The organism is Nonomuraea helvata (assembly GCF_039535785.1).
GTDB classification, from domain to species: domain Bacteria; phylum Actinomycetota; class Actinomycetes; order Streptosporangiales; family Streptosporangiaceae; genus Nonomuraea; species Nonomuraea helvata.
In genome coordinates this window covers 1,481,023-1,506,745 of record NZ_BAAAXV010000005.1, presented here as the reverse complement: position 1 = coordinate 1,506,745, position 25,723 = coordinate 1,481,023, and the positions used below count along the sequence as shown (strand labels likewise).

General features: G+C 70.5%; 28 protein-coding genes. 16 read left to right on the top strand and 12 right to left on the bottom strand.

All coding sequences use genetic code 11. The features are described from left to right. Positions 1 to 4: 4 nt before the first annotated feature. From ABD830_RS26405 to ABD830_RS54315, 5 genes are all read right to left on the bottom strand, one after another. On the bottom strand, positions 5 to 1,822 hold the full coding sequence (locus ABD830_RS26405) for a UvrD-helicase domain-containing protein (protein WP_344992552.1): 1,818 nt from the start codon (positions 1,820 to 1,822) through the stop codon (positions 5 to 7). Between the two features lie 4 nt (positions 1,823 to 1,826). Continuing rightward, complete coding sequence (locus tag ABD830_RS26400) at positions 1,827 to 3,935, bottom strand: hypothetical protein (protein WP_344992549.1); 2,109 nt, start codon at positions 3,933 to 3,935, stop codon at positions 1,827 to 1,829. Between the two features lie 145 nt (positions 3,936 to 4,080). Then, positions 4,081 to 4,857, bottom strand: a complete 777-nt coding sequence (locus ABD830_RS26395) for a class I SAM-dependent methyltransferase (protein WP_344992546.1) — start codon at positions 4,855 to 4,857, stop codon at positions 4,081 to 4,083. Between the two features lie 103 nt (positions 4,858 to 4,960). Further along, entirely contained in the window at positions 4,961 to 6,031 is a 1,071-nt protein-coding gene (locus ABD830_RS26390) for an ABC transporter substrate-binding protein (RefSeq protein WP_344992543.1), read from the bottom strand. A gap of 11 nt (positions 6,032 to 6,042) precedes the next feature. Continuing rightward, entirely contained in the window at positions 6,043 to 6,279 is a 237-nt protein-coding gene (locus tag ABD830_RS54315; protein ID WP_425567153.1) for a putative acetyltransferase, read from the bottom strand. Between the two features lie 106 nt (positions 6,280 to 6,385). On the opposite strand from ABD830_RS54315, the gene fdxA reads away from it, so the two are divergent. The 3 genes from fdxA to ABD830_RS26375 all read left to right on the top strand — a co-directional run bounded on the left by fdxA (position 6,386) and on the right by ABD830_RS26375 (position 8,625). Further along, positions 6,386 to 6,712 carry a ferredoxin gene (gene fdxA / locus ABD830_RS26385; RefSeq protein ID WP_344993042.1) on the top strand — a complete coding sequence of 109 codons (327 nt, stop codon included), beginning with the start codon at positions 6,386 to 6,388 and terminating at the stop codon, positions 6,710 to 6,712. A gap of 62 nt (positions 6,713 to 6,774) precedes the next feature. Further along, positions 6,775 to 7,875 (top strand): succinyldiaminopimelate transaminase, encoded by a 1,101-nt coding sequence (gene dapC / locus ABD830_RS26380; protein ID WP_344992541.1) that lies wholly within the window; start codon positions 6,775 to 6,777, stop codon positions 7,873 to 7,875. Positions 7,876 to 7,968: 93 nt separating this feature from the next. Then, positions 7,969 to 8,625: a DUF4178 domain-containing protein gene (locus tag ABD830_RS26375; RefSeq protein WP_344992538.1), complete on the top strand. Its 657-nt coding sequence runs from the start codon at positions 7,969 to 7,971 to the stop codon at positions 8,623 to 8,625. Positions 8,626 to 8,631: 6 nt separating this feature from the next. On the opposite strand, the gene ABD830_RS26370 is transcribed toward ABD830_RS26375, so the two are convergent. Next, positions 8,632 to 9,450 carry a hypothetical protein gene (locus tag ABD830_RS26370; protein WP_344992535.1) on the bottom strand — a complete coding sequence of 273 codons (819 nt, stop codon included), beginning with the start codon at positions 9,448 to 9,450 and terminating at the stop codon, positions 8,632 to 8,634. 38 nt (positions 9,451 to 9,488) lie between these two features. On the opposite strand from ABD830_RS26370, the gene ABD830_RS26365 reads away from it, so the two are divergent. The 6 genes from ABD830_RS26365 (at position 9,489) to ABD830_RS26340 (ending at position 14,386) form a co-directional block, all read left to right on the top strand. Further along, positions 9,489 to 10,322 carry a 2,3,4,5-tetrahydropyridine-2,6-dicarboxylate N-succinyltransferase gene (locus ABD830_RS26365; protein ID WP_344992532.1) on the top strand — a complete coding sequence of 278 codons (834 nt, stop codon included), beginning with the start codon at positions 9,489 to 9,491 and terminating at the stop codon, positions 10,320 to 10,322. Beyond that, positions 10,322 to 11,377 (top strand): succinyl-diaminopimelate desuccinylase, encoded by a 1,056-nt coding sequence (gene dapE, locus ABD830_RS26360; protein WP_344992529.1) that lies wholly within the window; start codon positions 10,322 to 10,324, stop codon positions 11,375 to 11,377. Before ABD830_RS26365 ends, dapE begins: the two co-directional genes overlap by 1 nt. A 199-nt stretch (positions 11,378 to 11,576) precedes the next feature. Beyond that, positions 11,577 to 12,374, top strand: a complete 798-nt coding sequence (locus ABD830_RS26355) for an LOG family protein (protein WP_344992526.1) — start codon at positions 11,577 to 11,579, stop codon at positions 12,372 to 12,374. 11 nt (positions 12,375 to 12,385) lie between these two features. Beyond that, positions 12,386 to 12,970 carry an LOG family protein gene (locus tag ABD830_RS26350; protein WP_344992523.1) on the top strand — a complete coding sequence of 195 codons (585 nt, stop codon included), beginning with the start codon at positions 12,386 to 12,388 and terminating at the stop codon, positions 12,968 to 12,970. Positions 12,971 to 13,040: 70 nt separating this feature from the next. Further along, positions 13,041 to 13,835: a hypothetical protein gene (locus ABD830_RS26345; protein ID WP_344992520.1), complete on the top strand. Its 795-nt coding sequence runs from the start codon at positions 13,041 to 13,043 to the stop codon at positions 13,833 to 13,835. Then, complete coding sequence (locus ABD830_RS26340) at positions 13,832 to 14,386, top strand: DNA-3-methyladenine glycosylase I (protein ID WP_344992517.1); 555 nt, start codon at positions 13,832 to 13,834, stop codon at positions 14,384 to 14,386. Before ABD830_RS26345 ends, ABD830_RS26340 begins: the two co-directional genes overlap by 4 nt. Positions 14,387 to 14,401: 15 nt before the next feature. Here the strand turns inward: ABD830_RS26340 and ABD830_RS26335 are convergent, their stop codons facing one another. Together ABD830_RS26335 and ABD830_RS26330 are read right to left on the bottom strand one after the other, a co-directional pair. Continuing rightward, positions 14,402 to 15,178: an enoyl-CoA hydratase-related protein gene (locus tag ABD830_RS26335; RefSeq protein WP_344992514.1), complete on the bottom strand. Its 777-nt coding sequence runs from the start codon at positions 15,176 to 15,178 to the stop codon at positions 14,402 to 14,404. Further along, a complete protein-coding gene (locus ABD830_RS26330; protein ID WP_344992511.1) occupies positions 15,175 to 15,951 on the bottom strand; it encodes a PaaX family transcriptional regulator in 777 nt (258 codons plus the stop codon). The genes ABD830_RS26335 and ABD830_RS26330 overlap by 4 nt, the downstream gene beginning before the upstream one ends. A gap of 181 nt (positions 15,952 to 16,132) precedes the next feature. Here ABD830_RS26330 and ABD830_RS26325 point away from each other — a divergent pair, with 181 nt between their 5' ends. Together ABD830_RS26325 and ABD830_RS26320 are read left to right on the top strand one after the other, a co-directional pair. Beyond that, positions 16,133 to 16,300 carry a DUF3117 domain-containing protein gene (locus ABD830_RS26325; protein WP_020545024.1) on the top strand — a complete coding sequence of 56 codons (168 nt, stop codon included), beginning with the start codon at positions 16,133 to 16,135 and terminating at the stop codon, positions 16,298 to 16,300. Between the two features lie 76 nt (positions 16,301 to 16,376). Next, positions 16,377 to 17,780, top strand: coding sequence for a leucyl aminopeptidase (locus ABD830_RS26320; protein ID WP_344992508.1), 1,404 nt, complete (start codon positions 16,377 to 16,379; stop codon positions 17,778 to 17,780). Here ABD830_RS26320 and ABD830_RS26315 read toward each other — a convergent pair. Then, positions 17,777 to 18,415, bottom strand: a complete 639-nt coding sequence (locus ABD830_RS26315; protein ID WP_344992506.1) for an O-methyltransferase — start codon at positions 18,413 to 18,415, stop codon at positions 17,777 to 17,779. The genes ABD830_RS26320 and ABD830_RS26315 overlap by 4 nt on opposite strands. 171 nt (positions 18,416 to 18,586) lie before the next feature. Between ABD830_RS26315 and sigE the strand changes: the two genes are divergently transcribed. From sigE to ABD830_RS26295, 4 genes are all read left to right on the top strand, one after another. Beyond that, positions 18,587 to 19,219: an RNA polymerase sigma factor SigE gene (sigE, locus tag ABD830_RS26310; protein WP_185068462.1), complete on the top strand. Its 633-nt coding sequence runs from the start codon at positions 18,587 to 18,589 to the stop codon at positions 19,217 to 19,219. After that, complete coding sequence (locus ABD830_RS26305) at positions 19,219 to 19,740, top strand: anti-sigma factor family protein (protein WP_344992498.1); 522 nt, start codon at positions 19,219 to 19,221, stop codon at positions 19,738 to 19,740. The genes sigE and ABD830_RS26305 overlap by 1 nt, the downstream gene beginning before the upstream one ends. A 167-nt stretch (positions 19,741 to 19,907) precedes the next feature. Continuing rightward, positions 19,908 to 21,602, top strand: a complete 1,695-nt coding sequence (locus ABD830_RS26300) for a trypsin-like peptidase domain-containing protein (protein WP_344992495.1) — start codon at positions 19,908 to 19,910, stop codon at positions 21,600 to 21,602. 165 nt (positions 21,603 to 21,767) lie between these two features. After that, positions 21,768 to 22,133 (top strand): sec-independent translocase, encoded by a 366-nt coding sequence (locus ABD830_RS26295; protein ID WP_344992492.1) that lies wholly within the window; start codon positions 21,768 to 21,770, stop codon positions 22,131 to 22,133. A gap of 163 nt (positions 22,134 to 22,296) precedes the next feature. Here the strand turns inward: ABD830_RS26295 and ABD830_RS26290 are convergent, their stop codons facing one another. Then, positions 22,297 to 23,430: an Mrp/NBP35 family ATP-binding protein gene (locus tag ABD830_RS26290; protein WP_344992489.1), complete on the bottom strand. Its 1,134-nt coding sequence runs from the start codon at positions 23,428 to 23,430 to the stop codon at positions 22,297 to 22,299. 158 nt (positions 23,431 to 23,588) lie between these two features. Between ABD830_RS26290 and ABD830_RS26285 the strand changes: the two genes are divergently transcribed. Continuing rightward, a complete protein-coding gene (locus ABD830_RS26285; protein ID WP_344992487.1) occupies positions 23,589 to 24,050 on the top strand; it encodes a MarR family winged helix-turn-helix transcriptional regulator in 462 nt (153 codons plus the stop codon). On the opposite strand, the gene ABD830_RS26280 is transcribed toward ABD830_RS26285, so the two are convergent. Together ABD830_RS26280 and ABD830_RS26275 are read right to left on the bottom strand one after the other, a co-directional pair. Beyond that, positions 24,034 to 24,501 (bottom strand): DUF1003 domain-containing protein, encoded by a 468-nt coding sequence (locus ABD830_RS26280; RefSeq protein ID WP_344992484.1) that lies wholly within the window; start codon positions 24,499 to 24,501, stop codon positions 24,034 to 24,036. The genes ABD830_RS26285 and ABD830_RS26280 overlap by 17 nt on opposite strands. Next, a complete protein-coding gene (locus tag ABD830_RS26275) occupies positions 24,491 to 25,702 on the bottom strand; it encodes a magnesium transporter MgtE N-terminal domain-containing protein (RefSeq protein ID WP_344992481.1) in 1,212 nt (403 codons plus the stop codon). The genes ABD830_RS26280 and ABD830_RS26275 overlap by 11 nt, the downstream gene beginning before the upstream one ends. Positions 25,703 to 25,723 lie beyond the last annotated feature (21 nt).

The window sequence follows — 25,723 nt, the reverse complement described above, 5'->3', positions numbered from 1 at the left end:
GTGATTAAGCTGACAAAAACGGGCTTCCTCTTCCGGAATGGGAGATATAGAGCATCGCACGCGCACGCGTGCAGGCGACGAACAGTATGCTCCGTTCGCGCTGCAGGGCACGAGCCCTGGCGTCAGGCTCTTCCGGCGGCGGCTCGGGCACCACGCCCTCCGCCACGCCGATGAGCGCCACCCGCTCGAACTCCAGGCCCTTGAGATGCTGGAACGTCGACGTCTGCACGTCCAGGCCGCTCAGCGCCCGCCTGGCCTCGCGCGCCAGCCGCGGGTTGCGCGCCCCGACGGCGATCTCGTCCGCGGGCACGCCGTCCGCCAGCCAGGACTCGATCGTGGCGCGCAGCCCGGCCAGCTCCGCTTCCGGCGTGTCGTACGCCCTGATGATCGGGCGGTCGCCGTTGCGCGTCGCGCGCAGGCCGTACATATCGGTCATGCCCTTGACCAGGCCGCTGGCCGGGGCGCCGCGCATCCGCACGGCGAAGGAGAGCAGCTCCTGGGGCAGCCGGTAGGAGATCCTGAGCGTGTACTGCACCGCGGGGATGCCCACCGCGCCGAGCGTCACCCGCGTGTCGGTGATCCGCTGGTGCGGGTCGCCGACCACGAACAGGTCATCGGGCGCCCGCGGCACCGCCGCGCGCAGCAGCCGCCACTGGGCCGGGCTGACATCCTGCGCCTCGTCCACGACGATGTGACGGTACGGCTTGCGCCCGGGATCCACGTCGTCGAGCAGATCGCCCGTCGCCAGGGAGAGCAGCCTCAGCGCCTCGTCCGTCAGCTGGGCCAGCGTACGCGCCTCCGGGCCGACCAGCGCCGGGCGGCGGCCCTCGGCGTCGGCCACGATGCGCAGGGCCAGGCGTTCGGCGTTGTCCACTTCGATCCGCTTGCGGATGACCTCGTCCGCGATCAGCCGGTCGAGCTTGGCCGACAGGTCGTCGGCCAGCCCCTGCGAGAACGTCACCAGCAGCACGGGGCCCGATCCGTGCGCGGCCAGATGGGCGGCCCGGTGCAGGGCGACGACCGTCTTGCCGGTGCCCGCGCCGCCCACGACCAGCATCGGGCGGTCGTAGCGGCCGGCCGTGGCCAGCCGGTGCTGCGGCGGCTGCAGGAACATGCACCAGTCAGGTGCGTCGAGCACCCGGTCCAGCTCGACCTTGTCGGCGACGAACACCGCCCTGTCGGGGCTGCGCCGCAGTGCCGCGTGCAGGTCCTCGGGGTCGATGTGGCCGGTCTCCTCGTCCGTCGCGCGCCAGGCCTGCAGCTCACGCCACGCGTCGGAGAGCGAGCCGCCCCTGGCGAGCACGGCCAGCGGGGCGTGCTGAGTGGGCGGGAGCAGGGGTTCGAGGGCGGCGACGTCGGCCTCGGTGGTGATCAGCCGGAACAGCGGCAGCGCGTGCACGTCCAGGCCCAGCCCCATCAGGTCCCCGTCGCAGATCGGGTCGAACAGCCCGGAGGGGCCGGCCGACCTGCGTAACGCCGGCTCGACGCGTTCGAGCGCCTCGGCGTCCCACTCCTCGACGACGCCGATCACGGGGTTGACGCCGTACCTGTGGCGGCGCGCGTACGACCAGGCGTCGGGGTCGGGCAGGACCGTGCGCAGCCAGTACACCTCCCGCTGCCGCACCACCACCCCGCGGTGGCCCTCGGCGAGCCGCAGCGTCGCGACCCGGGGGTCGCGGCCGCCCCTGACCCGCTCGGGGTGCGGGGCGCCGGCCACGTTCAGCATGAACCGGCGCAGCGCGACCACGGCGTCCCTGCGCACCGGCTGGGCCAGTGCGCTGAGCTCCCTGGGGAACTCGGGGCCGATCGCGAGCCGCGGCACCGGCTCAGTCCAGGAGTTCGAGCAGATCGCGGTCCCCGCGTTCGCGGAGCCTGGTGAGCAGGTCAGGAAGGGCGACCGGCCCGGTCATGCCGATCCTCGTGGCGATCACCCGGGCCGCCTGGTCCCGGGTGCCTCCCGGGGCCGTGTAGCCGACCAGGCGGAGCGCCTTGGTGATCTTCTCGGCGCCCTGGGCGGCGACCGGGAGGTGCCTGGCCCTGAGCACGCCCTCGTCCGACAGCGTCAGGAACAGGTGGCCGCCCTCGCGCGCGCCCACGTCCACCAGCAGGCGTTCGATGGACTCGAGCACCGGTCTGCCGTGCCAGGTCATGGTCAGCTCGCCGGCGGCGCTCCTGACCGTCCTGCTCTCACCGGGTGACAGGCCCAGGTACGACGCGAACCCGGTCGGCAGCGTGCACTCGCCTCCGCCCAGTTGCTCGGCGGTCACGTCGATGCGCAGCCACCACCGGCCGTCGGGCTGCCGGAAACAGCGCCTGGTCTGGGAGACGTCCTTCAGCGGCTGGTACGGCTTGTGCTCGCCCTCGCCGTTGGCCTCCTCCGCCTGGGGGACGGCCGGGTTGAACGCCTGGAACTGCGGCGGGCCTGGGGGAGAGGCAGCCATCTCGACCGGGCCGAACGCCGCCTGCGGCTGGAGCTGCGGCTGCGGCTCCGGCCGGGCCTCGCGCTGGGGCGCGAGCGTTGCGAGCACGAACTGCCAGGCGGGGACCTCCAGGGCGCGGATCTCCACGTTGTGCCAGTCGGCCGCGCCGATGAGCTGCTCCTTGCGGACCGCCGGGCCCAGCGTTTTGCGCAGCTCGTCCAGATGCGCCCGGTACGGGGCCGCCTCGTCGCTCGCCAGCCAGTGGTCGAGGCGGTCCCGGAACTCGTCCTCGGTGGCGGAGATCTCGGCCGGGGGGACGGCGAAGAGCTTGGCGAGCTGGTCCACGGCGGAGGGCTCGTCGGTGAAGACACGGTTCTGCGCGACGGCCCAGCTCTTGTCGTCAAGACCGGCGAACGCGGTCTCGATGAGCTCCGGCAACCCCTGCACGGGCGCCGCGCCGTTCTCCTGCGCGGGTACGGGCTCGTGCTCCTGCGCCGGTTCCTCGGCCGCGCTCTCGGCCTCCAGGGCCGCCGCCTCCTCGGCCGCCGGTTCGGGGGCGGGCTCCTCGGCGGCGTCCAGCACGGGCTGGGGGTCGGGCTCGGGCGCCTCGTCGGAGACCGGCTCGGCGTCGGCGTCCAGCACCGGCTCGCCTTCGCCGACGGGCTCGGCCTCGTCGACGGGCTCGTGCGACTCGGCGGGCTCCTCTTCGCCGGCCTCGCCTTCGTCGGGCTCGTGCGCGCCCTCGTGGGACGCCGCGACCTCCTCGCCGGCGGGCTCCGAAACGGCGTCGGCGGGCTCCTCCTCCTCGGTCGCCACGGGCTCGGGCTCGTCGATGACCGACCCGGCGGCGGGGAAGTGGGCAGCGGGCTCGGGCTCGGGCTCGTCGATGACCGACCCCGCGGCGGCGAACCGGAGCACGGGGTCGGGCTCCTCCACCGGCTCAGAGGCCGCCTCGTGTGCCACGGGCTCGGGCTCCTCGACGGCGTGCGCGGGGTCCACGGCCGCATGTGACGGCGCTTCGACGGCGTGCTCAGGCTCAGGCGCGACGGCCTGCGACGGCTCGATCGCTGCCCTGTGGGCGGCGGCGAGCGGCGCCTCCTGCGCGGCGGCGGCCGGCGCCGGGTGCGGGGGCGGAGCCACCTGCGGGTGCGCGAGACGTACCAGAACCGCCGAGAACAGCGTGTTCAGCACCGGCCGCGCCTTGATGAAGGGCTGGTCCACCAGCTCCCTGCTGGTCAGCGAGAGCAGCCCGGCCCACGATCCGGCCCGGTCGAGGGCGATCGCGACGACCGGCTCGTCCGCCTCCTCGGGATCGAGGACGTGCAGCGCCGGCAGGACGTCGCCCACCGCGGCAGCGGGCCAGTGCTCCAGGGCGATCTCCGTCAGCAGCTCGCCCAACGCCTCGGGGCCGATCGCCGTGAGGACGTGCGTCATGGGCACGCTGCGCCACCACGCGTCCGGCAGATCGGGCTGCCCTGTGAGCAGCGTGATCGTCGAGGCGTCGCTCCACCTCAAGGGTGGTACGAGGTCGCTCAGGCAGAAGTTCATCCCGTTCCGTTCACCAGCCCCTCACGCCGCCGCAGCGGTGCAGCCATAATCTCGCCGCCCACGGAACAGACCATAGTCCGGCAAATCAGCCCTACGCATCATGTACAACGCATCAACGCCGAACAGCGGCAAAGCGTAGGCGCACGTAGTCGGCCATCCAGCCAGTCTCCCTGCGGAGCGCGGGCGCGGCCAACTCGTTCACGCGATGGAGCAAGGGCTCCACGATCTCGGGCGGGAGCCCTTCGAGCACCGGCGCGGCGAACATGCGCACCCAGTCGGCGGCGCCTCCCGGGCACTCGTCGAGCGGGGTCGGCCGGTCGAAGTATTCCAGCAACCTGACCACGAAGCCTTCCTGCTCGAGGCGGCGGGCGTACTCGGCAGGCGTGGGGAAGTACCACGGCAGCTCGGGCTCGCGCAGGCCGTACTCGCGCCAGGCGGTCAGCATCGCGGCGGTCAGCTCGGCGCAGTTGCCGGCCCCGCCCATCTCGGCGACGAAACGCCCGCCGGGGGTCAGCGCCTCGCGCACGTTGGCGATCACCGCGCTGGGGTCGCGGCTCATCCAGTGCAGGGCCGCGTTGGAGAAGACCGCGTCGTACGGGTTCACGATGGTGAAGTCGTGCCCGTCGCCGACGATGAAGTTGATCCCCGGATACTGCGCCAGGGCCTTCTCGATCATCGCCGGCGAGCCGTCGATGCCCAGCACGTCGGCGCCCCTGAAGGCGATCTGCGCGGTGAGCACGCCCGTGCCGCACCCGAGGTCGAGCACGCGCTCGCCGGGCCGCGGATCCAGCAGGTCGACGAGCGGCGCGCCCTGCGTCGAGACGTAGCCGAAGCTGCTGTCGTAGGCGCGACTGTTCCACCGCTCCAAACTCGGTGTGTCGTATCGCAAGACGATCAGCTCACATTCGATCAGACATCGGGGCCCCCGTGGCCGTGCTGTCTGCTCACTTTAGAGCCTGAACGTCCCTACGACATATCAAGTCACAAGGGACTCATCCGACACTCTTGGTCCATTCTCGCTTGAGGTACTCCTTCGCCGCGTCTGCCTGCGGAATCGTCATGAGGACCGGACGGCTGGGCGCCTTGGGAAGTTTCGCGTTCTGCTCCGTGTCAAGCGTGCCCTTCATGAGCATCGCCTCGCCGCGCGCGGGGCGGGCGAAGCCTTTCTGGAGCAGGTTCTGGCCCTCGTCCGAGAGCACGAACTCCTCCCAGAGCCGGGCCGCGGCCGGGTGCGGGGCCGCCTTGTTGATGGCCAGCATGTGGTAGTCGCCGAGCGGCGCGTCCCGCGGGATCGTCACCTTCCAGGCGTCGGGGTGGGCGGCGCTGCGGGCCGCGTTGAGGTGGTCCCAGGCCACGACCACGTTGGCCTTGGCCGGATCGGTGAGCCGGCCGGCCTGCTTGAGCTTGGCGAACAGCGCCAGCCCCTGCTCCGGCCGCGGCATCCCCGCCTGCATCGAGGCGGCCATCACGCCGTCGAACGCGCCCTCCGAGCGCAGCGGGTCGCCGTCGAGCGCGACCCGGTACTCGGGCTTGAGCAGGTCGGCGAAGGAGGCGGGCGGCTTGACCGCGCGCGGGTCGTACCCGATGGACATGTAGCCGCCGTAACCGGCGTACCAGGCGCCGGCGGGGTCCTTGACGTCGTCGGGCAGGTCCTGCCAGCCCTGCACCTTGTACGGCGCGAACCGGTCGGCCCCGGCGACGGCCATGTCCATGGTCAGGTCGAACACGTCCGGCTTGAGCTGCGCGGCGGCGTCCAGCTCACGCTTGCTGCTCGCCCCCGGCTCCAGCTCGTTGACCTTGATCCCGTACTTGTCGGTGAACGTGTCGATGACCTCGCCGTAGTTGACCCAGTCGCGGGGCAGCCCGATCACGTTGAGCTGGCCCTCGTGCTTGGCGGCCTCGACGAGCCGGTCCATGGTCGTGAAGCCGGCCTTCATCGAGCCCGCCTGGACGTTGATCGGCGGCAGGCTCTTCTGGGCCGAGGGCTGCTCTGTGGACGACGCGCCACATCCGGCGCTGGCGAGAATGGCTGCTGCTGCGGCGGCGCAGGTACGTACGGTCACACAACGAATACTTACTGTTGCATCCGCCCAGGTCGAGGAGGCGCGGCCGGTACGACCTTGGCCGCCACCAGCGTCTCTTCCTGGATCTCCACCAGAGTGCCGTCCCTTTTGCGAACTTTTAGAAGTCCGTCCTCCCACGACACGAGGATGCCCACCGCGTCGCGAAATCCCCCTGGAACGCGTCTACGGGTGGTGATCCGTGCCCCTATATCCTGACTTGTGATCGCGATGACGAGGCGTGCGGCCACGACTTTGCCACCCTCCGTTTCGGCCAGCTGGCAAGCACGGCAATACTAGGGCGTAGCAAACCGCGGTCAGAGTCATGCCATGGTGCTGGAGAAGAAGGAGCTCGAGGTGACCTACGTCATCGCGCAGCCTTGCGTGGACGTCCTGGACAAGGCGTGCATCGAGGAATGCCCCGTCGATTGCATCTACGAGGGCGAGCGCATGCTTTACATCCACCCCGACGAGTGCGTGGACTGCGGCGCTTGTGAGCCTGTATGCCCCGTCGAGGCGATTTTCTATGAGGACGACCTCCCCGAGCAGTGGAAGGACTTCTACAAGGCGAACGTGGAGTTCTTCGAGGAGCTCGGCTCGCCGGGTGGCGCGTCGAAGGTCGGCAAGATAGACAAGGACCACTCGGTGGTGGCAGCCCTGCCGCCGCAGGGTGAGGACCACTAGCCGGTCCTGTCCACGTCGCACGGGGAGCATCCCGGCGGGATGCGCCCCGTTGGCGTGCGCTCATGAGTACGGCAACAACCCTGGAGAACCGCGTGAACAAGCTGCCCGACTTCCCCTGGGACCGTTTGGAGCCGTACAAGGAACGCGCGCTCGCACATCCCGACGGCATCGTCGACCTCTCGATCGGCACTCCGGTCGATCCCGTGCCGCAGATCGTCCAGGACGCCCTCGTGCAGGCGGCCGACAGTCCCGGCTACCCCTTCACCCACGGCACCAAGGCACTGCGCGAGGCCGCGGCCGGGTGGCTGCGGCGCAGGCACGGCGTCACCGTCGACCAGCAGGACGTGCTCCCGCTGATCGGCTCCAAGGAGTTCGTCGCCTGGCTGCCCACCTACCTGGGCGCCAGGCGGGTCGTCTTCCCCGAGCTGGCCTACCCCACGTACGACGTGGGCGCCCGGCTGGCCGGGGCGGTGGGCACGGCCTCCGACAGCACGGTCGCGCTCGGTCCCGAGCGCGTCGACCTGATCTGGGTCAACTCCCCGGGCAACCCCACGGGCCGGGTGCTGCCCGCCGAGCACCTGCGCAAGGTGGTGTCCTGGGCGCGTGAGCGCGGCACGATCGTGGCCTCCGACGAGTGCTACATCGAGCTCGGCTGGGAGGAAGAGCCCGTCTCGATCCTCCACCCCGACGTCTGCGGCGGCTCCCACGAGGGGCTGCTCGCGGTCCACTCGCTCTCCAAGCGCTCCAACCTGGCCGGCTACCGCGCCGGGTTCGTGACGGGCGACCCCGTCCTGGTCAAGCGGCTGCTGGAGACGCGCAAGCACGCCGGCATGCTCATGCCGCAGCCCGTACAGGCCGCCATGACGGTCGCGTTCGGCGACGACGCGCACGCCGACCGGCAGCGCGAGCTGTACGCCGCCCGCCGCGCCCTGCTGCGGCCCGCGCTCGAGCGGGCCGGGTGGCACATCGACCATTCGACGGCCGGACTGTACTTCTGGGCGTCGAACGGGCAGAGCGCCTGGGACCAGGTAGCCAAGCTCTCCGAAATCGGCATTTTGGTCGCGCCGGGAGAGTTCTACGGATCGGCTGGTGAGCGGCACATCCGTATCGCCGTCACGGCGACTGATGAGCGGATCGGTGCGGCGGTGCGCCGCCTCCAGTAGGATCGCCCGTCATAAGCCAGCCGAACGGGCTTAAAACGCATAAATTGATAAGGGCTTTTGCCGAGGCAGACCGCGAGTGGAGCGAGCTGATCGATGAGCATGACCTCCATGGTCGTACTCGGGCTGAGCGTCGCCACTGTCCTGTTGCTGCTGGGGGCCTTCCTGGCCACCCTGCGGCGAGACGGGAAGGGCCGTACGAGTGCGCCGCCGGCTGAGGTCGCTCCCGTCGGGACCCCGCTGCCGGCGCCGGTGAGCGTGCCCGGGCATGCCGGCACCGACTACACCGACCCTCGCACCATCCGGGTCGGCGACCGGATCGAGGTGCACGGGTCCCCGGCGCGTGTGCTCGGCGCCATGCACATCTCGTGGCAGGGGCAGGAGTGGACCGAGTACCTCCTTCGTGACCGCACGCGCCGCTTCCAGTGGCTGTCGGTGGAGGTGCACGCCGGTGACCCGCCGCACCTGGAGGTGGAGCTCTGGACGGACGTGCCCACGCAGGGCATGGTCCCGGCCAAGAGCATGTTGATCATGGAGGGCGTGGAGTTCTTCCCGATCGAGCGCGGCACGGCGGCCTTCCGCAGCGAGGGCGACACGGGGCACCCTGAGCGGGGCCTGCTGGACTTCGCCGACTACCGCGCCTCGGACGGGCGGCTGCTGTCGTTCGAACGCATCCAGGGGCAGTCCTGGACGGCCAGCTACGCCCAGCCCCTGCCGCCCGGCTCCATCACCATCGTCCGCCGCGCGTCCTGACGGGCGTCAGGAGAGCTCCACCTGGGCCGTGGTCGACTTGCCGCCTGCCTGCCAGCCCTCGAGCCGCATGTCGTTGGACCAGGTGGCCCCCGCATACCCGACGTGCCGCAGCGCGTACTTCTCGGCGTGGGCCACCGACCAGGCGGCGATCAGCCAGCCGCGCTTCTTCGTGGTGACGGCCGTGCTCCCGAGCGCCCGGGCCAGTTGCTTCCGTGCCTCCTCGGTACGGGGCTGCGGCGCCGGGGCCTTCTTGTCCGGCGGATACCAGCAGTGGACGGCCTGGGGGACACGCCCGGTGAAGGCGGCGGCGAGGATCTTGGCGTCACCCTCGTGCTCCGCGTACGCGTAGCCGCCCGCCGAGCGCTGCACCTCCTGGGCCGCGTCCGCCACCGGGATCTTGCGGTAGTTCTTGACCTTGACCAGCGCGGCGAAGAACTTGTTCGTGGCGTAGACGGGATCCATGAGCTGCTTCTTCTTGCCCCAGCCCTGCGACTCGCGCTGCTGGAACACGCCCACCGAGTCGCGGTCGCCGAAGGCGAGGTTTTGGAGCTTCGACTCCTGCATCGCCGTGGCGTACGCGATCACCACGGCCCGCTCGGGCAGCCGGCGGCGCGCCGCGACGGCGGCGATGGTGGCGGCGATCTGCGCCTGCTCGGGGTAGAGGTAGAGCTCGACGCCCGAGTCGCGCACGGTGCAGTGGGCCTCGGGCACGGCCATCGGCGTGGCCTTCTTGAGCAGGTGGTAGAGGCCCACGGAGATGCCGACGGCGAGCACGATCACGATGATCGCGATGGTGATGACTCCACGGGAGAAGCGCAGGCGCACCCTGAAGAACCTACCCGGCCCGGATAAGCTCCCTGGCCATGAGTGATCTGAGCAGCTCCTCACCGCTCTCCGCGGTGGTGGACGAGTTGTGGGAGCGTCGTGCGGAGCTGTCGCCGGCCGATGCGGAGGCGCGCCAGGCGATCGTCGGCGCGGTGGACCTGCTGGACCGTGGTGAGGCCAGGGTCGCGCGCGTCGTGGGCGGCGAGGTGGTCGTGGACGAGCGCGCCAAGCGGGCCATCCTGCTCAGCTTCAAGGTGCTCGGCATGGCACGCTCGCAGGTGGGCGACTTCCAGCACCACGACAGGATCCCGCTCAAGAGCTCGTTCGAGGGGGTGCGCGTGGTGCCGGGCGCGATCGCCCGCTGGGGCTCGTACCTGGCGCCCGGCGTGGTGCTGATGCCGTCGTTCACGAACATCGGCGCGTACGTCGACGAAGGGACCATGGTGGACACCTGGGCCACGGTCGGCTCGTGCGCTCAGATCGGGAAAAATGTGCACTTGTCGGGTGGGGCCGGCATCGGCGGCGTGCTGGAGCCGCCGAACGCGGCGCCGGTCGTCGTCGAGGACGGCGCGCTGATCGGCAGCAGATCGATGATCGTCGAGGGCGCCCGGGTGGGCGAGGGCGCGGTCGTCGGCGCGGGAACGATCCTGTCGGGCTCGATCCCCGTGATCGACGTGCAGACCGGCGAGGAGCTGGCCCGCGGCCGCGTTCCCGCCTGGTGCGTGGCCGTCGGCGGCACCCGGCAGAAGGAGTTCCCCGGCGGCACGTTCGGCCTGCCGTGCGTGCTGGTGCTCAAGCGCCTGGAGCCGGGGCAGCGACACGACAAGGCGGCGCTCAACGAGGTGCTGCGCGAACACGGAGTGGACACCTGATGCTTGACCTGACGCAGGACGTACGCGCCCTGACCGCCGCGATCGTGGACATCGAGTCGGTGAGCGGCGGCGAACGCGCGCTGGCCGACGAGGTGGAGCGGGCGCTGTCCGCGCTGCCGTACCTGAAGGTGGACAGGTCGGGCGACACGGTCGTCGCCCGCACGGAGCTGAGCCGGGCCGAGCGCGTGCTGATCGCCGGGCACCTCGACACCGTCCCCGTCGCGGACAACCTGCCCAGCCGGGTGGAGGGCGACCTGCTGTACGGGTGCGGCACCTCCGACATGAAGGCCGGCGTGGCGGTCGCGCTCAAGCTGGCGGCCACCGTGCCCGCGCCGAACAAGGACGTCACGTACGTCTTCTACGACTGCGAGGAGATCGAGGCCGAGCGCAACGGCCTCAACCGCGTGGCCAGGGAGCACCCCGACTGGCTGGCCGCCGACTTCGCGGTGCTGATGGAGCCGACCGACGGCGTGATCGAGGGCGGCTGCCAGGGCACGCTGCGCGCCGACATCACGGTGCGGGGCAAGCGGGCCCACAGCGCCAGGTCGTGGTTCGGGATCAACGCCATTCACGGGATCGAGCCGGTGCTGGCCAGGCTGAACGCGTACGAGGCGCGGCTGCCGGTCGTGGACGGGCTCGAGTACCACGAGGGACTGAACGCGGTCGGCGTCCGGGGCGGGGTCGCGGGCAACGTCATCCCCGACCTCTGCGTGGTGACCGTCAACTACCGGTTCGCGCCCGATCTGACGATCGAGCAGGCGCAGGAGCACGTACGCGAGGTGTTCGACGGGTTCGAGGTGGCCTTCGTCGACGCCGCACCGGGGGCCAGGCCGGGGCTGACGCATCCGGTGGCGGCGGCCTTCACCGCGGCCGTCGGCGGCACGCCCCGCGCCAAGCTGGGCTGGACGGACGTCGCCCGCTTCTCGGCGCTCGGGGTGCCCGCCGTCAACTACGGTCCGGGGGATCCGAATCTGGCGCACCAGCAGGGCGAGTACGTGTCGCTGCCGAAGATCGTCGAGAGCGAGCGGGCCCTGCTCGACTGGCTGACAAAATGAAAGTGGCCTTCCTCGCCGGCCATTTGGCGGGGAAGACCACTTTCAGTCCCGAGCAGCACCCTCGGCAGTTAGACGCAGGTCAGTCGAAATCCGGTTCCCTCGTTTTTTCAAGATTTTTTAGCGCGGTGGTTCGCACGGTTCACCAGGGGTTTCGCACTCAGACCACCTACGTGTCGCCAGAGGAACTACCGTGGCGAGCATGAAACAGTCACGTCCTGAACGCCGTCAGGGTCAGGCGGTCGTCCGCGGTCACCTCGTCCCCAGCTCCACGCACGACCAGCGCCTGCTCGCCCGCCAGGGGCCGTCCGACTGGGTCCACATGGACCCGTGGCGGGTGCTGCGGATCCAGGCGGAGTTCGTGGAGGGGTTCGGCCAGCTCGCGGAGGTGCCGCAGGCGGTCACGGTCTTCGGCTCCGCCCGCACGCCGGAGGGGACGCCTGAATACCAGATGGGCCGCGCGCTCGGCCGGGCGCTGGCCGAGGCGGGCTACGCGGTGATCACGGGCGGCGGGCCGGGCGTCATGGAGTCCGCCAACCGCGGCGCGAGCGAGGTCGACGGCGCGATGTCGGTCGGGCTCGGCATCGAGCTGCCGTTCGAGCAGCGCATGAACGACTACGTCGACCTCGGCATCGAGTTCCGCTACTTCTTCGTGCGCAAGACGATGTTCGTCAAGTACTCGTGCGGCTTCATCACGCTGCCCGGCGGCTTCGGCACGCTCGACGAGCTGTTCGAGGCGCTGACCCTGGTGCAGACCCGCAAGGTCACGTCCTTCCCCGTGGTGCTGATGGGCAGCGAGTTCTGGGGCGGGCTGCTCGACTGGATCAAGGGCACCCTGCTGAGCACCGGCAAGATCGCTCCGCAGGACCTCGACCTGATCACCGTCACCGACGACGTGGACGAGGCCGTGCGCATCATCGTGGACGCCGACCGGGCCCGCTCCAAGCAGTTGGAGGAGGAGCTGGAGGCCGCCGAGGCCCAGTACGCCGAGCCCCAATAGGCTTCCTCGATGTGAACATCTGCGTCTTCTGCGCCTCCAGCCAGAACATCGACCACAAGTACATCGACCTGGCCGCACACGTGGGCGCCGAGCTCGCCAAGCGGGGCCACACCCTGGTGAGCGGCGGCGCCACGGTCTCCTGCATGGGCGCCGTGACCTCGGCCGTCCGCGCGGCCGGCGGGCGCACGGTCGGCGTGATCCCGCAGGTGCTGGTGGACATCGAGGTCGCGGACGAGGAGTCGGACGAGCTGATCGTCACCGCCGACATGCGTGAGCGCAAGGGGGTCATGGACGCGCGCTCCGACGCGTTCCTCGTGCTGCCGGGCGGCATCGGCACCCTGGAGGAGCTCTTCGAGATCTGGACCGCGCGGGTGCTCGGCATCCACGACCGCCCCTTGGTGATCCTCGACCCCTGGGGCCTGTACGCCCCGCTCAAGGAGTTGATGAGCCACCTGTACGACGAGGGCTTCACCCGGCCCGACGTCTTCGACGCGATCTCCTGGACCACCACCGTGGACGAGGCGTTCACCCACCTGGAGTCGCGCGGCCAGCCGGTCAGGCCCAGCATCGCCGAACTGGGCGAGGCCGCAGGCTGACCTGCGTGCTCACCACCCGGGACTTCGCAGGTTGGGGCAAGTGCCACGATGGTGTGAGTACGATGCCAATGTGCTGGTCATACTCGCCATCGCCGCCATCGCCATTCTGGCCTGCGTGGTCCTGGTCTCCATCGGCAGGGGCGGAGAGCTGACCGCGTTCCCGCCCGATGTGCCGCCGCTCGACCTCCCCGAGCCGGGACAGCTCACGGCGGTCGACTTCATGGCGCTCCAACTGCCGGTCAACCTGGTCGGATACCACACGGCGAGCGTCGACGAGACCCTGCGCAGGGCCGCCAACGCCATCAGCGCGCGTGACACGCGGATCGCGGTGCTGGAGCAGCGGGTCTCCGAGCTGCTGGCCAGCCGGCTGCACGCGCGCCAGGAGGTGTACGCCGCGCCGGGGGCCGGTCCCCGTACTGAGCACTCGCCCGATGCGCCGGCCGTCGCCCGCGAGCTGCCGGAGTCGGGCGACCCCGTGTCGTCCAGCGGCACCGCGGTCTCCTGGGACGGCACCGCCGACCTGCGCCGCCCGCCGGAGGACCCGGAGTGGCGGATCCCGCCGGAGGACGCCGTGACCGCCGCCCCGGAGAGCGAGCGTACCGAGACGGAGTCCCCGGCCGATGAGCTCCCGGCTGATGAGCCCGCCGCCGAGCCCGCGGCCGACGACTCGGACACTCCTGCGGCGGCGCCCGTGGACGAGTCCTCCGAGCCCGGGGAAGGGGCCGACGAGGGGCCTGAGGGAGTGAAGAGCGGCGAGAGCGACCTCAAGACGGGCGACGACGAGGCCCAGGGCGACGAGAAGCCCCAGGGCGACGAGGAGGCCGTACGCGTCGCGCAGGGCAAGGACGGGGACGAGCGCCGGTGACCGAGCTGATCCGATGCACCTGGACGGGTATGGCGGCGAACCCGATGTACATCGCCTACCACGACGAGGAGTGGGGCCGCCCGCTCAGAGGCGATGACGCGGTCTTCGAGCGCGTGGCGCTGGAGGCGTTCCAGTCGGGCCTGTCGTGGCTGACGATCCTGCGCAAGCGGGAGAACTTCCGCGCCGCCTTCGACCGCTTCTCCATCCCCAAGGTCGCCTCCTACACCGAGCAGGACGTGGAGCGCCTGCTCGGCGACGTGGGCATCGTACGCAACCGGGCCAAGATCGAGGCCGCGATCAACAACGCCAGGGCCGCCATGGACCTGCCGGATGGCCTGTCGGACCTGGTGTGGCGCTTCGCCGACCCCGACGCGCCCGTGCCGGGTTCGATGGCCGACGTGCCCGCGACCACGCCGGGCTCCAAGGCGCTGGCCAAGGAGCTGAAGAAGCACGGCTTCAGGTTCGTCGGCCCGACCACGGCCTACGCGTTGATGCAGGCCATCGGCTTGGTCAACGACCATATCGAGGGCTGTGTGGCCCGTTCGCGCTGAAGGCTTCCGCGGACGTCACTCGCCGCGGAACGTCGGGCGTTCCTTGGCGAGGAAGGCGCGGGTGGCGTTCCGGTGGTCCTGGGTGGCGGCGCATTCGTCCTGGAGCTCGGCCTCCAGGGCCAGCGCGTCGGACAGTGAGTGCGTGGCGGCGTAGGCCAGCGCCCGCTTGGTGGCGGCGTAGGCCAGGGTGGGGCCCTGCGCGAGGCGTACGGCCAGCTCCTGGGCGGTCTTCAGCACGTCGTCGGCGGGGACCACGCGCGTCACCAGGCCCAGCTCCAGCGCGCGGGCCGCGTCGAGCGGCTCGCCGAGCAGCAGCAGCTCGGCCGCGCGGCCCCGGCCCACCAGGCGCTGCAGCGTCCACGACGCGCCCGAGTCGGGGACCAGCCCGATGCCGGAGAACGCCAGCGCGAACTTCGCCTTCTCCGAGGCCACCCGCAGGTCGCAGGCGAAGGCCAGGGACGCGCCCGCCCCGGCCGCGACGCCGTTGACCGCGGCCACCACCGGCTTGGGCATGGTGGTGATCAGCTCGATGATCGGGTTGTAGTGCTCGCGGACCGTGTCGGCCAGGCCGCGGCCCGCCTCCAGGTTGTCCGCGTGCTCACGCAGGTCCTGACCGGCGCAGAAGGCCCGGCCCGAGCCGGTGAGCAGGACGGCCCTGACCGCGCGGTCCTGCGCCGCGCCGCGCAGCGCGGAGAGCAGGCCGTCCTTGGCCGCCGCGGTCAGCGAGTTCATGGCTTCTGGGCGGTCGAGGGTGATGGTGGCGACGGCGTCGGCCACGTCATAGCGGATCACATCAACTCCCTGTCGACGAACGCGGCGGCTGCGGGCAGCAGCCGGGCGGCCTCCTGCTCGAAGTAGATTCTGGCCTTCTCACCCGGCCACCCCGCGGGCAGCAGCTCGGGTGGCAGGCCCGGGTCGCGGAACAGGAAGTTGCGCCAGCCGTGCACGAGCCTGCTCCTGGTGGCGAAGACCCGGTCCGCGGGAGACCGATCGGGCAGTGCGCTGATCAGCGTGACAGCCTCGGCCAGCCATTGCTCGTACGCCTCGCCGATGGCGTCCAGATCCCATGCCCGGGCCACCAGCTCGCGCGGGTCGCCCTCGAGCGCCGCGTCGAACCGGTCGGCCCGCACGCCCTCGGTCTCCAGCAGGTGGTCGAGCTCGATCGACGACCGTGGACCGATCCACGTCGTCTCCGACAGCGACGCGTACCCGAGGAACGCCAGGTCGGCCCTGAGCCTCTCCCTGCGCGGCCGCTCCTTGACCGGCTCGAAGACGATCAGGTGCCACCGGCCGGGCCAAGTCAATGTCCCGGCTCGGTAAATTCTCAGCGCGGCCTCGTCCAGACGCCTGACGCACTTCGGCGTGAGCCCGTAGCCGGCGCCCTGAGGCAGCCTGGTCGGCCGCAGCCATCCCTGACGCACCATGCGTGAGACGGCGGTGCGGACGGCGGGAGCGGCTATTTCCAGGGGCTTCATGAGCCTGACGAGCGCGGCGACGGACGCCTGTCCACCGCGCGAACGCAGGTGGTCTCCGTAGAGATCGAACAGAGCGGCGCGAGCGTGCACGAAGTCCAGTTTGGACGTCAACGCACATCTCGACAACGCATTCTGGGAGGAGATCGTTACCCATGAGCGCTCTCGATGCGGGAGAATAGGACATCACAGAAGACGTGAATGCGCCGACCACCCCCCATGGGCGGTCGGAAATCGCGGGCCGCGGGAGCCCAAGGCAGGAAGGGATGCACGCATGGCGGCGATGAAGCCGCGGACCGGCGATGGTCCGCTCGAGGTCACCAAGGAAGGGCGCGGCATTGTCATGCGGGTCCCCCTGGAGGGTGGCGGCCGGCTCGTCGTGGAGATCTCCGCCGACGAGGCAAAGGCGCTCGGCGAGGCGTTGAAGAACGTCGTCGGCTGAGAGTTCCCGAAAGAGTTTGATCCACGACCCTGGCGTAATCCGGCGCCAGGGTCGCTGACGTTTGAGGAGAGGTCCCGTGCCCATTGAGACCACTGCTTCGGTGGTCGCCGAGGTTCCCGACGGCGCCGAGCTACTGGCCGTGCCTTACGGCTCCGACCTCAGCCCCGAGGTCGAGCTGCACCTGCCGGTGGGCGATCTGCTGGCCCACTACGAGGCGAAGGGCGAGGCGGGGGAGATCGTCGAGGTCCCTGTGGCGCGGGCCGACGGCGTGGGCCGGGTGCTGCTCTACGGTGTGGGCGACGGCTCGGCGCGAGCTCTGCGCAAGGCCGGCGCCGCGCTGGCCCGCAGGGCCAAGGGCAGGGACACACTGACCGTGGTGACGCCCGAGGGCGACGTGGCGGCGTTCGCCGAGGCGGCATTGCTGGCGGCGTACTCGTTCAAGATCGGTAGTGAGGGCAAGAAGCCGGTGCGGGCGCTGGCGTTCGCGGGCGCCGACGCGGCGCAGGTGCGGCGCGCGCAGGTCGTGGCACAGGCGGTGGCGCTCGCGCGTGACCTGGCCAACACGCCCTCCTCCGTCAAGAACCCCGCCTGGCTGGCCGAGCGGGCCACCGAGCGCGGGCTGCCCGTGCGGGTCTGGGACGAGGAGCAGCTCCAGGCCGACGGGTTCGGCGGCATCCTCGCCGTCGGCAGGGGCTCGGTCAGCCCGCCCAGGCTCATCCAGCTCTCCTACACGCCCGCGGAGCCGACCGACCGGCACGTGGTGCTGGTCGGCAAGGGGATCACGTTCGACTCGGGCGGGCTGTCGCTCAAGCCGACCGACAACATGAAGACCCAGAAGACCGACATGGCGGGCGGCGCGGTCGTGATCGCCGTGCTCGGCGCGCTGGCCGAGCTGGGCGCGCCCGTACGCGTCACCGGGCTGATCGCCGCGGCCGAGAACATGCCCTCCGGCACGGCCCAGCGGCCCAGCGACGTGATCAAGCATTACGGCGGGCGCACGGTCGAGGTGCTCAACACCGACGCCGAGGGCCGGCTGGTGCTGGCCGACGCGCTCGCCTACGCAGACGCCGTGCTCGACCCCGACGCGGTGGTGGACATCGCCACGCTCACCGGCGCGATCACGGTGGCGCTCGGCCGCAACGTCGGCGCCGTCTACGCCTCCGACGACGTGCTGGCCAAGCAGCTCCTCGAGGCCGCGGACGGCAGCGACGACCGGCTGTGGCGGATGCCGCTGATCGACGAGTACAAGCCCGCGCTGGAGTCGTCGATCGCCGACCTCGCCAACGTCGAGTCAGGGTCGAGGTTCGGTGCCGGGTCGATCACGGCGGCGCTCTTCCTGCGGGAGTTCGCGGGGCGGCGCCCGTGGGCGCACCTCGATATCGCCGGCGTCGGGCGCAGCACGGTGGACGAGGGCACGCTGACCAAGGGCGCCACCGGGTTCGGCGTCCGCCTCCTGCTGGAGTGGCTGACCCGCGCCTAGTCGGCGATCTTGATCGCGGCGAGGAGGCCGTCGCCCAGCGGTATGAGCACCGAGCGGAGGCGGTCGTCCGACTGCACCAGCTTGCCCACCTCGCGCAGCGCGACCGTGTCGGCGTCGCGCTGCGCCGGGTCGGCCACCCGGTTGCGCCACAACATGTTGCCGACGGCCACGACGCCGCCCACGCGCAACAGGCGGACCGCCTCTGCCAGATAGTCGGCGTACTCCTGCCGCGCGCCGTCGGCGAACACCAGGTCGTAGCCGCCGTCCGACAGCCGCGGCAGCACGTCGAGCGCCCGGCCCGAGATGAGCCGCACCCGCCCGCCGGAGAAGCCCGCCTCGGCGAACGCCTGTCTGGCCAGCCGCTGGTGCTCCGGCTCGACGTCGACGCTCGTCAGCGTGCCGTCTGTGCGCATGCCGCGTAGCAGCCACAGGCCCGAGACGCCGCAGCCCGTGCCGATCTCGACGACCGACTTGGCGTTGACGGCGGTGGCGAGGAAGCACAGGGCCGCCCCGCTCCCGGGAGGGATGGGTGCGGCTCCCATCTCCAGCCCGCGCTGTCGCGCCGCATGCAGGATGTCATCTTCCTGATGGAACTGCTCCGCATAGGCCAGAGTGGCCTCCACCGGACTGGTCATCGGCCGCCTCCCCCCACTTTCGTGCGATTGGTCCGCGTGATTGGCACCGATCGCAGCCTAGGGGAGACGCGCCGGGACGGGAACTCAGGAGGGTCCTAAGGCGTTGCAGGTTTAGACGGGCTTTGCCGGTCCGAAGGCAGCAGTGCGCACGAAGGGACGAAACCAGGCACTATGGCGGTAGCGGTGGTCCCAAAGAGAGGAGTTCTGGTGGACGAAAGCGACCACCAGGCGGATACTCCCGTGTCGTCTGACTGGACTCCTCCTACATGGGAGGAAGTCGTGCGGACGCATTCCGCACGCGTGTATCGGCTGGCGTACCGGCTGACCGGCAACGTCCACGATGCCGAAGACCTGACCCAGGAGGTCTTCGTACGGGTCTTCAGATCGTTGTCGAGCTACACCCCCGGCACGTTCGAGGGGTGGCTGCACCGGATCACGACGAACCTGTTCCTCGACATGGCGCGGCGCAAGCAGCGCATCAGGTTCGAGGGGCTGGCCGACGACGCCGCTGAGCGGCTTCGCGGCCGGGAGCCGTCGCCGGCGCAGGCGTTCGACGACGCCCATCTGGAGCCGGACATTCAGGCCGCCCTCGACGCGCTCGCGCCGGAGTTCCGGGCCGCGATCGTGCTGTGTGACATCGAGGGCCTGTCTTATGAGGAGATCGCGGCCACGCTCGGCGTCAAGCTGGGTACGGTCCGAAGCCGTATTCACCGTGGCCGGGCGCAGTTGCGGGAAGCACTCGATCATCGAGCCCCCCGTAATTCCCAACTCCCCCCGACCGTGATCCGTGGGGAGGAAGTCTGATGGCGCACCTTGGAGAACGTGTTTCGGCGCTCGTGGACGGTGAGCTCAACGACACCGAGCGCGAGCGCGCGCTGGCACATCTGACCTTCTGTGCCGACTGCAGGCAAGAGGTCGAGTCGATGCGGGCGCTGAAGTCGCGCCTGCGTTCGCTGGAAGGGCCGGCGATGCCGGCCGACCTGACGATGTCCCTGCTCCGGATGGGGGAGCCGGGAGGGCCGCTGCCACCGAGGGAGCGCCCTTTTCCCACCCGCACGTTCGGCGGGGTGCCCATCCCTGGGCCGCACACCATCGCTCCGCTGGACAACCGCCCGCGCAGGGACGCCACTGGTGGGGCTACGGGCCCTGGACGCGGTAGGCGGCGCTCGACCTACGTGGCGGTCGGGGTGGTCTCCGCGGCCGTCGCGCTCGGCACCTTCTTCGCGACCACCGGCGTCGGGCAGAACAACCCGGCACCCCCGGTAGAGCTGTTCCAGCAGCCGCGGACGACTCCGGCGAGCGCGCCTTCGACCGCCACGCCTTGACCTGCGGCTATGCCTGGGTGACCGGGACTTGGCGTACTCGGCAGCGCATGGGGCATACGATCTGGTTCCAGGATTTGTCATGAGCGATTCCTGACAAATGCTTTATAACCCTCGTATGCCGCAAGAGCGAGGATTGCGGTGGCCGAGCCAAGGAGTGGTGAAATTAGATGACCGACGAGACGCGCCCCACCGAAGGACGCACGCCGTCGGACTACCCCGAACCACAGGGGCGGCCGGACTTCCTGCCCGCGGACGACTCTCTCGAAGTGCCGAGCCCGCGGCCGGAGCCGCCCGCCTCGTTCGGCACTTCTTGGGGTGACCCCTCCGGCCGTTCCTCCCCGGGGGTGCCGCCGTACGGGGGGTCGCCACCGAGCGGCCCTTCTTATGGCGCCCCGTCGTTCGCCAACCCCTCGTTCAGCGCTCCCGCCGCCCCCGAGAGCCCCTCGTACGGCAGCTCCTATGAGAACCCTTCGTACGGCAGCTCCTATGAGAACCCTTCGTACGGCAGTTCCTACGACAGCCCTTCGGGCTCCTATGAGAGGCCCTCGTTCGGCGGCGGCCAGGACAACGGGACGCGCGTCTACGAGGCGCCGATGGCGCCGATGTTCGGCGGGCCGCCTCCTTCCGGCCCCTCAGGCGGCGGAACACCACCGCCGCCGCCCCGCCAGGCCCTTCCCCTGGGCGCGGCATGGGCGCCGCCGCCCCCGGGCGCGCCGGGCTCTCGCGGGCCCAGGCGCGTACCGAGCACCGTCTTCCTCGTCTCGATCGCCGTGGCCATCGCTCTGCTGGCCTCGCTGCTCGGCAGCGTCGGCACGTACCTGCTGACCAGGACGAACGACAGCAACGACCCCTCCTACAGCCTCGGCCCCTTGCCGACGGCCGGCGCGACCAACCGGGAGCCGGGGTCGGTGGCGGGTGTGGCCGCGCGGGTGCTGCCCAGCGTGGTCTCGATCGAGGCCGGCACCGCCACCGAGGGCGCGACCGGATCAGGCTTCCTGATCAAGAACGGCTACGTGGTCACCAACAACCACGTCGTCTCTCTGGCCGCCAAGGGCGGCGAGATCCGGATCATGTTCAACAACCGGAAGACCACCTCGGGCCGCATCGTGGGCCGTGACCCCGGCTCCGACCTGGCCGTGGTGAAGCCGGAGGACACGTTCGGGACGCCGGAGATCACCTTGGGCAACTCCGACCAGGTGGTGGTCGGCGACCCGGTGATCGCGATCGGCTCCCCGCTGGGTCTGACCGGCACGGTGACGACCGGCATCGTCAGCTCGCTCAACCGTCCGGTCATCGCGGGCGACGAATCCGGCACCAGCAGCGAGGAGCCCGCGTACATCAGCGCCATCCAGACCGACGCCGCCATCAACCCGGGCAACTCCGGCGGACCGCTGGTGAACGGCAAGGGCGAGGTCGTCGGGGTGAACTCGGCCATCGCCACCCTCGGCCGTTCGGAGAGCAGCCAGAGCGGCAGCATCGGCCTGGGCTTCGCAATCCCGGTCAACCAGACGCGGCGCGTGGCCGAGGAACTGATCACGACGGGCAAGGCCAAGCGGCCCAAGATCGGCATCGTCCTGGACAAGGACTACAAGGGCCAGGGCGTGAAGATCGCCTCGGGGCCCAGCGGGGGACGCCAGCCGGTGGACCGCAACGGCCCCGCCGACAGGGCCGGTCTGAAGGCGGGTGACGTGATCCTGGAGATCGACGGGCTGACCCTGCAGGACGGGAACGAGCTGATCGCCCTCATCCGCAGCAAGGCCCCGGGCTCCAAGATCACCATCAAGTACCAGCGCGCCGGCCAGGACCACACCGCCACCCTCGTCGTCACCGCCGAGGACGAGCCCACCCCGACGCCGTCCTGAGCCGACGTGACCGCCCCTCCTTCGGCCGTCTGATGGGAGGGGCGGTATGGCGGGAATGTCGGTGATATGACCGAGGGGGGACGACCGACCTACCCATAGAAGCCCTTAGTCTGTGGATAGGCCGGGGGTGTCCTCGGAGGGTTGGACTTGCGGTAGGAGCTCACGGTGTTCGGACTCGGATGGATGGAGGTCGGAGCGCTGATCGTCATCGCGCTCCTCGTCTTCGGTCCCGACAAGCTGCCTCAGGCCGCCTCACAGGCAGGCAGGACGCTGCGCAATCTGCGCCGGATGGCGAACAACGCACGTGACGACCTGCGGGCCGGTCTGGGCCCCGAGTTCCAGAACTTCGACCCCTCCGACCTCAACCCGCGCAACTTCGTCCGCAAGCACCTCCTCGACGATCTCGAGGACGACTGGAACAACAGCAAGTCCCGTGAGCTGGAGCCCGCCGCGGCTCCGTACACGCCGGAGCCGGTGGTGGACGAGCTGGGCTTCGGGGAAGTGCCCCCGTACGACTCAGAGGCGACCTGACACACCCGCCGGTAGTCCTATAGCCCACCAAGGCGCAAAACCGCCCATATGGCCCTCTGAGGCCCTCTGCTGAGCCCCTCTGGATGGCGACCCGGTTCGCGAGTGGTGCCCGCCGTGCGCAGCCGTAAAGACCTGACGACGGGCACCCGTGACGGACCGGATGTCAGCGGGGGGAGAGGTTGAGGTGGAGGCCCTTGAGGCTGCTGGAGCGCTTGGTCAGGGTGGAGGCGATCGTGCGGAGCTCGGCGGCGGCCGGGGAGTCGGGGTCGGTCAGGACCAAGGGCTTGCCCTCGTCGCCGCCCTCGCGGAGCCGGAGGTCGATCGGGACCTGGCCCAGCAGCGGGACGCGTGATCCCAGCGTGCGGGTCAGCGCGTCGGCGACCGTCTGACCGCCGCCCTCGCCGAACACCGCGATGCGCTCGTCGCAGTGGGGGCAGGGCAGCCAGGCCATGTTCTCGATGACCCCGGCGATCTGCTGGTGCGTCTGCGCGGCGATCGAGCCCGCCCGCTCGGCCACCTCGGCGGCGGCCATCTGCGGCGTCGTCACGACCAGGATCTCCGCCGTCGGCAGCCGCTGTGCCACCGAGATCGCGATGTCGCCGGTGCCCGGGGGCAGGTCGAGGAGGAGTACGTCGAGGTCGCCCCAGTAGACGTCGGCCAGGAACTGGTGGAGCGCCCGGTCGAGCATCGGACCGCGCCAGACCACCGGCGTGTTGCCCTCCGGCTTGAACATCCCGACCGAGATGACCTTGATGTCATGGGCCACCGGCGGCATGATCATGTCTTCGACCTTGGTGGGCCGCTCGTCGGCGCCCAGCATGCGCGGGATGCTGTGGCCGTAGATGTCGGCGTCGACGATGCCGACCTTCAGGCCGCCCGCGGCCATCGCGGCGGCCAGGTTGACCGTCACGGACGACTTGCCGACCCCGCCCTTGCCGCTGGCGACCGCGAACACGCGGGTCAGCGAGCCCGGCTGGTTGAACGGGATCTCCTTCTCCGGCCCGCGGTTGCCCCGCAGCTTGGTCTGGAGGGCCTTGCGCTGCTCGGTGCTCATGACGTCGAGCTCGATCTGGACGCCCGTCACGCCGTCCAGCTTGGCGACGGCGTTGGTGACGTCACGGCGGATCGTGTCCTTCAGCGGACACCCCGACACGGTGAGGAAGACGCCCACGCGCACCACGCCGTCGGGAGCGATATCGATGCTCTTGACCATGTCGAGGTCCGTGATGGGCCGACGGATCTCGGGGTCGATGACGGTGGCGAGGGCGGCCGTCACCTGTTCCTGGGTTAGTGCCATCGAAGTCTCGGCACGAGGGAGTGCCGTCCCTCCTTTGTCGGTATATGTGACAGGCGCAGGACGCCAGTGAGGATGCCCCTCCATGGTATGAACCGGAGGCCTCGCTGAATTAATCCGTGCTGTTAGATGTCTGTGCAACAACGTCTTAAGGTTACTCCGTGACTCTTCTGCGCGACGACGGCCTGACCGCCGAGGAGCTTGCGGTCTGGCGGATGTTGCAGCGCGCTCAGGTGCGCATCACCCGCCACCTCGAGGCGGAGCTGCTCGTCGCCCACGACCTGCCGCTGGCCTCGTACGAGGTGCTCATGCAGCTGGCGGAGGCGCCGGAGCGGCGGCTGCGCATGAACGACCTCGCCGACCGCGTGCTGCTCTCCCGCAGCGGCCTGACGCGGCTGATCGACCGGCTGCAGCGCGACGGGCTGGTCTCGCGCGAGGCGTGCGCCGACGACGCCCGCGGGCTGTTCGCCGTGCTGACGGAGCGCGGCGCGGCGCGGCTGGCCGAGGCGACGCCGACCTACCTGCGCGGCATCAGGGCCCACTTCCTCGACCCGCTGGGCGCCGGCGAGATCTCCCGCATCCGGTCGATGGTCGCCAAGCTCGACGTCACCGCCGCTCCTTGAGCTCCTCCACGAACCGCCCGAGCTCCGCGCGCAGGTAGTCGCGCGTGGCCACCTCGTTGAGCGCCAGCCGCAGCCCGGCGATCTCCCTCGTCAGATACTCGATCTCGGCCTGGTTGCGCTCGGCGGCCTCGCGGTCCTGCTCGTACTGGATGCGGTCGCGGTCGCTCTGCCTGTTCTGGGCGAGCAGGATCAGCGGCGCGGCGTAGCTGGCCTGCAGCGACAGCATCAGCGTGAGGAAGATGAACGGGTACGGGTCGAACTTGAGGTTCGGTGGCGCGACCACGTTCCAGGCCACCCAGACCCCCACGAACACGGTCATGTAGACGATGAAGCGCGCGGTGCCGAGGAAGCGGGCGATCTGCTCGGAGAGGCGGCCGAACGCCTCAGGGTCGTAGTGCGGCCGCAGCGTGCGGCGCAGGGCGCGCGGCTGGTCCAGTCGTTCAGTCGTCACTCTCGTCGGCCCTCTCGCGCCAGTCCTCGGGAAGCATATGGTCGAGCACGTCGTCGATCGTCACCGCGCCGACGAGCCGGCCCAGCTCGTCCACGACGGGAGCGGCGACGAGGTTGTAGTTCGCCAGGTAGTAGGTGACCTCGCGGAGTGAGAATTCCGGCCTGATCGGGTCGATCGACGGGTCGATCACGCCGCCGAGCAGGGTGGACGGCGGCTCGCGCAGCAGCCGCTGGAAGTGTGAGACGCCCAGATACGTGCCCGTCGGCGTCTCCGTGGGCGGCCGGGTCACGTAGACCTGGGCGGCGACGGCGGGCGTCAGATCCTGCTGCCTGATGTGGGCGAGCGCCTCGGCCACCGTGGCGGTGGGCGGCAGGATCACCGGTTCGCTGGTCATCACGCCGCCCGCGCTGGTCTCCGGGTAGGTCAGCAGGCGGCGGACCGGCTCCGCCTCGTCCGGCTCCATCAGGGCCAGCAGCCTGGCCGCCTGCTCGTCCGGCAGGTCGTGCAGCAGGTCGGCGGCGTCGTCGGGCCCCATCTCCTCCAGCACGTCCGCCGCGCGCTCGGGCTCCAGCGTGCCGAGGATGCCGATCTGGTCGTCGGGCGGCAGCTCCTCTAGCACGTCGGCCAGCCGGACGTCGTTCAGGGCGCGGGCGATCTCGATGCGCCGCTTGCTGGGCAGCTCGTGCAGCGCGCTGGCCATGTCGGCGGCCCGCAGCGACTCGAACGCGGCGATCAGCCCGGCGGCACCCTGGTCCTTCTGCAGCTTGTCGAACCCGGACACCTCCTCCCAGTCGACGATCCTGGGGTCGCGCCGCCTGCCCTTGTAGAGGGCGACCTTGACGATCTCCCAGGTGGACGGCTTGAGCTCCTCCATGGCCACGTCGTAGACGGTCATGGGCTCGCCGTCGGCCTCCACGGTCAGGTCCAGCATCTCGCCGACCACCAGCGTCTCGGTGGCGCGCTGCTCGAACCTGCGCATGTTGAGACGGCCGGTGAAGACCACGGCCCCCGCCTCGATGCGGCGTACGCGGGTGATCGGCAGGAACACCTTGCGGCGCGGCTGCATGTCCACCACCAGGCCGTGCACGATGGGCCGGCGGCCGATGCGCAGGCCGACCACGACGTCCCTGACCCGGCCGATCTGGTCTCCAGCGGGGTCGAAGACCGGGGTGCCGGGCAGCCGGGCCACGAAGATCTGCACGGGGTCAGGCTAACAGTGGCC

Excerpts from the sequence above, each read along its gene's own strand:
- ABD830_RS26305 (WP_344992498.1), top strand. The coding sequence starts at position 19,219 with ATGGCGCACCTTGGAGAACGTGTTTCGGCGCTCGTGGACGGTGAGCTC.
- ABD830_RS26325 (WP_020545024.1), top strand. The coding sequence starts at position 16,133 with ATGGCGGCGATGAAGCCGCGGACCGGCGATGGTCCGCTCGAGGTCACC.
- ABD830_RS26315 (WP_344992506.1), bottom strand. The coding sequence starts at position 18,415 with ATGACCAGTCCGGTGGAGGCCACTCTGGCCTATGCGGAGCAGTTCCAT.
- ABD830_RS26300 (WP_344992495.1), top strand. The coding sequence starts at position 19,908 with ATGACCGACGAGACGCGCCCCACCGAAGGACGCACGCCGTCGGACTAC.
- dapC (WP_344992541.1), top strand. The coding sequence starts at position 6,775 with ATGAGTACGGCAACAACCCTGGAGAACCGCGTGAACAAGCTGCCCGAC.
- ABD830_RS26355 (WP_344992526.1), top strand. The coding sequence starts at position 11,577 with ATGAAACAGTCACGTCCTGAACGCCGTCAGGGTCAGGCGGTCGTCCGC.
- sigE (WP_185068462.1), top strand. The coding sequence starts at position 18,587 with ATGGCGGTAGCGGTGGTCCCAAAGAGAGGAGTTCTGGTGGACGAAAGC.
- ABD830_RS26365 (WP_344992532.1), top strand. The coding sequence starts at position 9,489 with ATGAGTGATCTGAGCAGCTCCTCACCGCTCTCCGCGGTGGTGGACGAG.
- ABD830_RS26290 (WP_344992489.1), bottom strand. The coding sequence starts at position 23,430 with ATGGCACTAACCCAGGAACAGGTGACGGCCGCCCTCGCCACCGTCATC.
- dapE (WP_344992529.1), top strand. The coding sequence starts at position 10,322 with ATGCTTGACCTGACGCAGGACGTACGCGCCCTGACCGCCGCGATCGTG.
- ABD830_RS26375 (WP_344992538.1), top strand. The coding sequence starts at position 7,969 with ATGAGCATGACCTCCATGGTCGTACTCGGGCTGAGCGTCGCCACTGTC.